The organism is Parafrankia soli (assembly GCF_001854695.1).
Classification (GTDB): domain Bacteria; phylum Actinomycetota; class Actinomycetes; order Frankiales; family Frankiaceae; genus Parafrankia; species Parafrankia soli.
In genome coordinates this window covers 1-8,628 of sequence record NZ_MAXA01000042.1, presented here as the reverse complement: position 1 = coordinate 8,628, position 8,628 = coordinate 1, and the positions used below count along the sequence as shown (strand labels likewise).

Genomic DNA, 8,628 nt, shown 5'->3' with positions numbered 1-8,628 from the left:
CGGAGGGCTCGCAGGGTACGGGCTGGCGCGGCTGTTCTACCCACCGACCCCGACCACCCCGGCACAGGCCGCCCAGGTCCTGCTCCCACACACCGACACCGCCGCCGCGGCGAACGGCGCCGCCCAGCCACGTCTTCCTGGAGGTGTCTCATGACTGATTTCGACATCGACCACCGGGTCCGCGGGCTGATCGCCAGCATGCTCCCCGACCTCACCCTGCCCGCCCCCCGCTGACCCTCACGCCGCGGCCCGACCCGGCCGCGCAGGCTCACCTGGTAATGAAAGGACCTGTCCGTGTCCGAGAAGCCCTCGGTGCTGTTCGTCTGTGTGCACAATGCCGGCCGTTCCCAGATGGCCGCCGGCTGGCTCACCCACCTCGCCGCCGGGAAGATCGAGGTCCGTTCCGCCGGCTCCATGCCCGCCGAGCAGATCAACCCGACCGCCGTCGCCGCGATGAGCGAGGTCGGTATCGACATCACCGCCGAAACCCCGAAGATCCTCACCGTCGAGGCCGTCCAAGCCTCCGACGTGGTCATCACCATGGGCTGCGGCGACGCGTGCCCCTTCTTCCCCGGCAAACGCTACGAGGACTGGAAACTCGACGACCCCGCCGGGCAGGGCATCGACGCGGTCCGCCCGATCCGCGACGACATCCGTGCCCGCATCGAGAAGCTGATCGGCGAACTCCTGCCCGCCGGTACCTGACGCCGAGTGCCCGGTCAGCCCGGCGACCGCGTCAGGACGACACGGTCGCCGGCTCGCGCTGACCGTGGCGCGCCTGCTCGGCCCGGAGCTGGTCGCCCCGGGGGGTGCCGGTGTGCTGGGCGACATAGGTACCGGCCGCGATCGCGGCGACGACCGGCCATTCGATCACTTCGGTGACGGCCAGCAGCCCCAGCCCCGCGTAGTAGGCGGTCTTCCCCGGCGATGGCAGTGTCATCGGGCCCAGGTGCATCGGTTCCCCCGACGGGTGGGGGATCTCGAACCGCGCATTGAGGAACGGCAGCCGCAGCATCGCCGAGTGGGTCTCGTGCCGCTCCTTCGCGTCCGCCCCCATCTGCTCGACCGGTGACTGTGCGGCCCGCTGGCCGTCCTGGTCCTGCGTCCGCCTGCCGCTCGCCGTCCGCCTGCCGCTCGTGCGGGCCCGCGACGGACTACTCATCCCGCTCATCATGGTTCCTCCTCACCTCGGACGACGGCAATAGCATCCCCCGGGTGGGAGCTCGGCAAAATCGACCGCTCCCCTCAATGTCCCGCTCGGCGTCATCCTGCTCCGCGACCGGCCGGTGCCGGGACGGGGCCGGCCGTGCTTGTCCGGACCGCCGCTCGGGGAATGCGGGCGAGGCTGTGGAGGATCTGGGTCAAGTCGGCGCGAGYCGGGACGGGCCGTTCGGTACGCCGCTGTAGCAGGCGTTCGGTACGCCGCTGTAGCAGGAACGAGAGCAGCGTCGCGGCAGCGGACGCGGCGACGGCGATCGTCCATCCGGCCGCGCCGAGTGGGGTGCAGCCGAAGAAGTGGCTCAACCCGGGCACCTGCACGACGGCGGCCAGGACGACCGCCGAGACCAGGCTGCTGAGGATCACCATGCGACTGCGCCCGCCAACGAGCAGGGTCTGGCCGAGCTGGGAGCCGACGAGCGCCGCGAGCCCGACCGTGTCGGCGCGCCGGCGCCGCCCGGTGAGGCGGGCGGCGATCCAGGCACCCGCGGCGGCCAGGGTCGTCGCGGTCGCCCTCACCGCGATCTCTGCGTTGAGGGGACTGCCCAGGGACCGTTCAGGCCCCTCGCCCAGGAGCCGGCCGGTCGCCTCCGGATCCGGTGGGCGCAGCGCCACCGCCAGTCCGGGGGCGAGGTCGGTGAGCAGATTGACGAGCAGCAACTGCCGGGCGGACAGCGGTGAGCGTCCTGTGGCCAGCGAGCCGAGAAGGGTGAAGGCGATCTCGCCGAGGTTGCCGCCGACGAAGATGCCCAGCGCCTTGCGGACCGAGGCCCACATCGACCGGCCCTCGACGAGCACGGCGAGGATAGCGTCCAGCCGGTTCTCCGTGATGATCACATCGGCCGCGGCCCGCGCCGCCGGGGTCCCCCGTTTACCCAGCGCGATGCCCACGTCCGCGAGCCGGATGGCGGGCGCGTCGTTGTCACCGTCACCTGTCATCGCGACGGTCCTGCCCAGCCGCTGGAAGGTCTCGATCACCCGGACCTTGTGCGCCGGTGTGCCGCGGGCGACGACGGCCACCAGCGGCAGCATGGCGTCGAGTTCCGCGTCGGCCATGGCATCGAGTTCCGCGCCGGTCACCACCTGCGCATCGCCGTCAAGCACCCCGAGCTCCGCGGCGATCGTCCGCGCGGTGCTCGGATGGTCGCCGGTGATCATTATGATCTGCACGCCCGCGGCGCGCAGCTGGTCGAGGGACGGGGTCGCGGTGTCCCGGACCGGGTCGGACAGCGCGAGGAACCCGAGGAACGCAAGGCCCGCGACGTCGTCGTCGGCCAGCTGCCGGCGCGCCGCGGGGCCCGTGGCCGCCACGCGGCGCTCGGCGACGGCAAGCACCCGGTAGCCCGCGGCGGCGAGGCGGTGGTGTTCCCGAGCCAGACGTGCCTGGCCACGGACGTCGAGCGGCTGGGTGCGGCGGCTGGTCCGGCGATGGGTGCAGCGGGGCAGCACCACCTCGGGTGCTCCCTTGACGCTGAGCAACGTGGCGGCGCCAAGCTGGCCCAGGCAGGCGTGGTAGCTGCGGCTCGGGTCGAACGGCAGGGCGGTCAACGGCGACCATTCCCGCCCGTCGGGTGCCCGGCCCACGCCCGCGGCGGCGGCGCCCTTCACGACCGCCCGGTCGGTCGGGTGCGGCAGCTTGCGATGCTGGTCGTCCGGGGTGGCGCGCAGGCCGACGGCCACCAACTGACGCCCGGTCTCGTCGAGGTCCGCCAGCGGACAGGAACGGGAGCCGTCCGACACCGCGGTCAGCCGGATCTTTCCCTTGGTGAGGGTCCCGGTCTTGTCGAAGCACAGCACGTCCACCCGGCCGAGCGTCTCGATGGTGCGTGGGTTGCGTACGAGCGCGCCCCGCCCGGCCAACCGTCGGGCGGAGGAGAGCTGGGCGGCCGTGGCGAGGAAGGGCAGCCCCTCGGGGACCGCCGCGACGGCCAGCGCCACTCCGGCACTCAGCGTGTTCCGGATCGGGAGGCCGCGTACCAGCCCGGACAGCAGCAACGTCCCGGCCGCGCCGAGTGCGACCGGGATGGTGAGGTCCGTGATCGCCGCGAGCCGGGCCTGCACACCCACCGGTCTCGCCGGCTCGGCGGCCGCGGCCAGGCCCCGCCCCGCCTCGGTGGCGGTGCCGGTAGCCACCACCAGGGCGGTGGCGCGCCCGGCGGCCACGGTCGTGCCCTGGAAGACCATGCAGGTCCGCTCCGCCAGGTCCCGGGCGGCGACCGGCTTCGGCGACTTCGCCACCGGGAGCGATTCGCCGGTCAGCGACGACTCGTCCACCTCGAGTGCCTCGGTGGACAGCAGGCGGCAGTCGGCGGGGACGACGTCGCCCGGCCCCAGCGTGAGCACATCCCCGGCCACCAGATCGTCCGCGGTCAGCTCCACGTCCGCACCGTCCCGCCGCACCAGAGCTGGGATGGCCGAGACGGCGAAGAGACGAGCCAGCGCCCGGTCGGCGCGCAGCCGCTGCACCGCCCCGATGAGCGCGGAGCCGACCGCGACGCTGACGACGAGCCCGGAGTCGAGGACCGATCCGGTGGAGGCGGACAGCGCGGCGCCGCCGAGCAGGACCGGGGTGAGCGGGTTTGCCAGTTCCGCGGCGAACGCCCGGGCCAGGCCGGGGGCGTTCACGGACACGGACGTCTCGCCGACCTGCCGCTGGGCGACCTGGCCGGCGGAGAGTCCTCGCCGGGTGCTGCCGAGCCGGTCCAGGCATGCCTCGGGCGGCAGCACATGCCATGGGATATGCGGGATCGTCGGGGGCACCGGCCTGCGGCCCAGCTCACGCGCCGCCCAGGCGCCTTCCCCCAGAGCGGCCGCGGCCGCAACCGTCACCATGAGCTGGGCGCGGGCCGCCAGCGCCTCGCCGGCCCCGGTCAGTGCGACCAGGGCGGCGGTCCCCGTGCCCAGCTCCGCCAGGCGCACCGCGTGCCGGCTGACCCGGGACGCCACACCGGCAGCCTCGACCACGAGGCCCGCGGCGAGGAGGTCGTTGCCGACCAGCACATGAGCCCCCCACGCCGGCGATCCGTCCGGCCCGGCTACGCCCACCCCGCAGTCCGCGCAGCCGACCGCTGCCCGCTGCCGGGACACGACGAGTACACCGCCGCGCTCCGCCTGCAAACCACGGACGGTCGCCACCAGCCGGGTGCCCCCCGGGGCATGCTGGAACCCGGCCCACCCGTCCCAGGGGGTCCGCCCGCTCGGCTCACCCTCCGGGCCGCCGGCCACGAACACGGCGCAGCCGGAACGGCGGCAGGCGGCCAGGAACTGCTCGCTGGCCTCCACACGCTCGGGCACCAGCCCGACGAGCGCCATCAACCTGGTGCCATGCGCGAGGCCGAGCACGGTCACCGCCCCTGCCGCGGCCAGCCGGCGCCGCTCCCGCACCCCGGTGCGGCCCCGGATGGCCAACCGTTCCACCGGGCCGAGCGTCCAGCCGTCCCGGCTCACGCGGGCAGTGGTGTCGGCGGGACGAAACAGCGCGTGGGAGCGGACGGCCACCTCGCTCGGGTCGGCGCCAGGCAACGACACGATGTCACCGATGGTGTGCTGGCCGCTGACCAGGACGTCGTGATCGACGACGACGGTGTCGACGCGGTCGAGCAACCGCAGTGCGGCCGGGGACATCACCTGCGCGCCGCGTCGGGCGAGCACGCGGGTCAGCTGGAGGGCGAATCCCTCGCGGCCGAGCCGGGTCGAGCGGGGCAGCGCAGTGAGGGCGAGAGCAGCCGCCCGGCGCGGGGCGCGGGTGAGGCCGGCCGCGGCCGCACCGGCCGCCAGCCCGCCGAGCACGGCGACATCCGCATAGTGCTCGATCGGGCCGGCCGGCAGCGGTCGCGGCCGTTCGACGACCACCGGTCGCGCCCCGGCCCATTCGGGGCGGCCCAGCAGTTCGTCCGCCACGGCCGCGAACGCATCCCGGCGGGCGCGTGCCGCGTCGAGGGCCAGGAGTCGGTAGGCGACGTCGGTACCGAGGCTGACATATCCCTGTGTCAGGCCGAGGGCGGCCGCGTTGGCCACCGCGAGGGCGAGGTCGGCATTGTCCTGGCCAAGGACCCGTTCCAGCTGACAGCGCAGCCGGGGCTGGGTGTCGACGAGCGTGACCAGCGAGGCGAGCTCGGCGGGGAGCGACGCCCACCGGCTGAGCCGGCCCACCGACGCCAGTGCCAGCGCCGCCGCGTCGGCGGCCAGGGCCATCCCCGACCGGCGGACCGGTCCGGTGAAGCCGCCGGGCAGCAGGTCAACGCTCGGCTCGGCCGTCACCCCCTCCACCTGCCTCACGGCGGTGGCCAGCTCGTCCGCGGTGGGCGCGGAATCGACCAGGCCGATCAGGACGCGCTTCAGTGGCGCGTTCACCCGAGCCCAGGCGACCCCCGGGTGACGCCCGAGCGCCTCTTCCAGCGCCCGGCAGCGGGTCTCGCCCTCCGGCCCGGAGGCTCCGCGTACCTCGAAGCTCGTCATTCGGCCGGCGACGCGGTCGCGCCGGCCGGGTTCCGTGCGCGGTTCGAACCGGTCGAACAGGGGTGGGGTGAGGGTGTGGAGGACGGCGGCCGGCAGATGCCATACCGATCGACTGCCCGGAAGGCGCATCCGCGGACCCCCTCGTCAGGCCGATGCCACGTCAGCCCTCCGTTCCGCGAGGGCATCCCCTTGAGATTCCGCTACCCGAATCCGGGTGGATGCTAACCACGTGTCACCGCCAAGGGTGCAGCCCGACACCTCACAGCCCGACACCTCACAGCCCGACGCCTCCCGGCGAGCCGCACGCTGTCTGCCGTGGTCTTGCGGGGAAGGTGGCCGGCTGCCCGTTAGGGTGATTCCAGATGGTTGCGCCGGAACGTGGGGGGTTGTGCACGGTGACCGATGCCGATGCCGGAGCGTCCGGTGCGAGGCCGTGGTTCACGCCTGTGACAGAACAGCTCACCCCGGCCGATCTGAAGATCGATGTTCCGCACTCGGCTCGGGTGTACGACTATTTCCTGGGCGGCAAGGACAACTTCCCGGCTGACCGGGAGGCCGCCGAGCGGACGCTGGCCATCTTCCCGGACATGCGGACCGGGGCGCGTGAGAACCGGGCGTTCCTGCACCGCGCGACCCGGAAACTCGTCAGGGAGCTGGGGCTGYGGCAGTTCCTCGACATCGGCACCGGCATCCCGACCTCGCCGAACCTGCACGAGGTCGCGCAGGAGGCCGCCGCGGACGCCCGGATCGTCTACGCCGACAACGATCCGATCGTCCTCGCGCACGCCCGCACCTGCTGACCGGTACCCAGCAGGGCCGCACCGCCTACCTCGACGCCGACCTGCGCGAGCCGGAGAAGATCCTCGCCTCGCCTGAGCTGGCCGAGACTCTCGACCTCGACCGGCCGCTCGTGCTCTCCCTGATCGCCGTGCCGCACTTCATCCCTGAGTCGGACGACCCGTACGGCCTGGTCCGCCGCTACACGGAGATCCTCCCGCCAGGCAGCTACGTGGCGCTCACCCACGCCACCGGGGACTTCGCGCCGGAGGAGGCGGAGCGGGTCTCGGCCGTCTACCAGGCACGCGGGATCGCGCTGACCCCACGCTCCCGGGCCGAGGTCGAGGGCTTCCTCACCGGCCTCGACCTCGTCGAGCCAGGTGTCGTGCCGGTCCACCGCTGGCACGCCGAGAAGGACGTCCCTGAGGAACTGGCCGACAGCCGCGTCAACGTCTACGGCGCCATCGCCCGCGTCCCCTAAGGGCTGTCTGGCCAGCGACGAGACCCATTTCGGCCAGGTCTGGTAGATGACGCTGCGGCTGGTTCAGCGCGCCGGGGGAGCCAGCCGGTACACGGCGTCGGCCTGGTCGTCGGTGATGTAGACGGCCCTGTCCGGTCCCGCGACCGCGGCCACCGGACGGCCCCACCGAGAGCCGTCCGCAGTCTGGAACCCGCCGACCAGGGTCTGCTGCTCGCCCAGGTCGCCGTTGCGCCAGGGGAAGAACGACACTTCCGGGGCGCGTGGGGGTGACGCGTTCCACGAGGGGAGCGTCTGACTACCGGTGGATCGGTCGTGGCGGTTGGTGATGGGTCAGTTGGTGGTGGTCGTGGGGGTGGACGGGTCGGGTTGGTAGATGACGAGTCCGCCGGTTTGTGCGCGTTTGGCGGTGTACATGGCCAGGTCGGCCTGGTGGATCAGGATGTCGGGGGTGGCGGGTCGGGTGCTGGTGCTGGTGCTGGTGCTGTCGAGGGTGACCAGGCCGAGGCTGGCGCGGGGGGTGTAGGGCCGCCCCGCCAGCAGGCAGGGGGCCTGGACGGCGGTGGCGAGCCGTTCGCCGATGCGGCGGGGGTCGTCGGGGCCGCCGCCGTCGAGGATGACGCCGAACTCGTCGCCGCCGAGGCGGGCGACGGTGTCGACCGCGCGGGTTTCCGCGCGTAGCCGGTTGGCGCTGATCTGGAGGAGTTCGTCGCCGGCGGCGTGGCCGAAGGTGTCGTTCACCTTTTTGAAGCCGTCAAGGTCGAGGAACAGGACGGACACCGTGTCCTCGCCGGAGGTGACGGCGGGGGTGTGGGTGGTGTCGCTGTCGGTGCCYTGGGTGAGGGCTCGTTGCAGCCGGCGGGTGAACAGYGYCCGGTTCGCCAGGCCGGTCAGCGGGTCGTGGAACGCCTGGTGGTGCAGTTGCCGTTCGCGTTCCCGGATCTCGGCGAGTAGCCGGGTGTTCTCGGCGAGGGTGACCATCTGCCGGAGCAGGGCGAGYACCAGCAGTGTGATCATGCCGTAGGTCTCGAACCGGTCGAGGCGGGCACCGGTGGTCAGCTTGCCCAGGATCAGCAGGCCCGCGGCGGTGAGCGCGGCGTAGGGCAACGCGGCGTGGGCCCACATCRCCCGCGGGCTGGGCGGAGCGGGGCCCTCGGGGGGCGYGGGGGTCGGGACCGGGACGAACGCGGCGAGRAAGACCAGCAGGAAGGCGAGAGCGAACCCGATCAGGCCCCAGGGCGGCAGGTGGAACCCGTACTCCGCGGCGACGTAGGSSATGATGTTGGTGGTGAGTCCGTAGGCCAGCAGGCCSGTGCCCAGCAGTGCCAGCGTCGCSGGGGCGCGSGGSCGRCGGAAGCTGGCGATCAGCACGACCGCGGTGGCGAGGATCAGACCGGCACCCTGATGGGTCAAAGCGAACCGGAACGGCCTGAGACCGGGGCCGCTCTGGACGAGCGGGGCGAGCACCGTCCCCCACTGCAGCAGGACGAGCGAGCCGGCGATCAGCAGGCAGTCCAGCAGGGTGATCGCATRCCAGCGGTGGGCGCCGTACCATCGCCTGCCAGCACTCCCGCCCCGGCYGTCCACCGGGTCGGTGGGCASGGACAGCAGCCCGGCCAGGGCCACCCCGTAGAGGGAGAGGAAGACGGCATACCCAGGGGACATGCCTTGCCTGTGGGGCAGGTCTCCGGCCAGCA

5 protein-coding genes and 1 pseudogene are annotated in these 8,628 nt (G+C 73.1%); 2 read left to right on the top strand and 4 right to left on the bottom strand.

The window, feature by feature from the left end; all coding sequences use genetic code 11:
• Positions 1-294 precede the first annotated feature (294 nt).
• Positions 295-705 carry an arsenate reductase ArsC gene (locus BBK14_RS05580; RefSeq protein WP_071060115.1) on the top strand — a complete coding sequence of 137 codons (411 nt, stop codon included), beginning with the start codon at positions 295-297 and terminating at the stop codon, positions 703-705.
• A 31-nt stretch (positions 706-736) separates the two neighbouring features.
• Here the strand turns inward: BBK14_RS05580 and BBK14_RS38735 are convergent, their stop codons facing one another.
• Positions 737-1,162 carry a hypothetical protein gene (locus tag BBK14_RS38735; RefSeq protein WP_198541182.1) on the bottom strand — a complete coding sequence of 142 codons (426 nt, stop codon included), beginning with the start codon at positions 1,160-1,162 and terminating at the stop codon, positions 737-739.
• A gap of 101 nt (positions 1,163-1,263) precedes the next feature.
• Positions 1,264-5,805 carry a cation-translocating P-type ATPase gene (locus tag BBK14_RS05570; RefSeq protein WP_071060114.1) on the bottom strand — a complete coding sequence of 1,514 codons (4,542 nt, stop codon included), beginning with the start codon at positions 5,803-5,805 and terminating at the stop codon, positions 1,264-1,266.
• Between the two features lie 266 nt (positions 5,806-6,071).
• On the opposite strand from BBK14_RS05570, the pseudogene BBK14_RS05565 reads away from it, so the two are divergent.
• Positions 6,072-6,934 (top strand): annotated as a pseudogene (locus tag BBK14_RS05565) (SAM-dependent methyltransferase).
• 63 nt (positions 6,935-6,997) lie between these two features.
• On the opposite strand, the gene BBK14_RS05560 reads toward BBK14_RS05565, so the two are convergent.
• A complete protein-coding gene (locus BBK14_RS05560) occupies positions 6,998-7,183 on the bottom strand; it encodes a hypothetical protein (RefSeq protein WP_071060113.1) in 186 nt (61 codons plus the stop codon).
• A gap of 81 nt (positions 7,184-7,264) precedes the next feature.
• The coding region (locus BBK14_RS05555; protein WP_071060116.1) for a GGDEF domain-containing protein at positions 7,265-8,628 on the bottom strand (1,364 nt) is incomplete at its 5' end.

Excerpts from the sequence above, each read along its gene's own strand:
- BBK14_RS38735 (WP_198541182.1), bottom strand. The coding sequence starts at position 1,162 with ATGAGTAGTCCGTCGCGGGCCCGCACGAGCGGCAGGCGGACGGCGAGC.